Origin of the sequence: Achromobacter sp. DH1f, assembly GCF_000633435.1 — a bacterium.
GTDB classification, from domain to species: domain Bacteria; phylum Pseudomonadota; class Gammaproteobacteria; order Burkholderiales; family Burkholderiaceae_B; genus Achromobacter; species Achromobacter deleyi.
This window is the reverse complement of the sequence record NZ_AYMF01000096.1, coordinates 1-506: the sequence shown is the minus strand read 5'-3', so window position 1 is coordinate 506 and position 506 is coordinate 1. Positions and strand designations below refer to the sequence as shown.

The window sequence follows — 506 nt, the reverse complement described above, 5'->3', positions numbered from 1 at the left end:
GTCGACCCTGCCGTCGGCCGGCGTGGGCGCGCTGCTCGCGCTGCGCCTGGCCAACATCGAATTCACGCTGATCGCGCTGCTGGGCCTGTTCCTGCTGGTGGGCGTGGTGATGAAGAACGCGATCCTGATGATCGACTTCGCGCTGAGCCTGGAACGCCGCGAAGGCCTCACCCCCGAACAAGCCATCCACCGCGCCGCCATGCTGCGCTTGCGCCCCATCGTCATGACCAACCTGGCGGGTCTGTTGGGCGCGCTGCCGCTGGTGCTGGGGATGGGCGAAGGCTCGGAACTGCGCCGCCCGCTGGGGGTCGCGATTGTGGGCGGGCTGATGATCAGCCAGTTCCTGACGCTGTATACGACGCCGATCGTTTATCTGGCGTTGGAGAGGATGCGGTTGCGGGTGGCGGGGTGGCGCGGGCGGGGGGTGAGGCGGCTGGGGTGAGGGGGCTGGGGCATTTCCTTCTTCCCTATCAGCATGATGAGAGGCCCATCGAGCACCTCACGGA

1 protein-coding gene is annotated in these 506 nt (G+C 67.4%); it reads left to right on the top strand.

What is annotated here, in order from left to right:
- Positions 1 to 442 (top strand): efflux RND transporter permease subunit (locus tag U858_RS34115; RefSeq protein ID WP_042886126.1); only part of this gene is annotated, 442 nt, incomplete at its 5' end.
- Positions 443 to 506 lie beyond the last annotated feature (64 nt).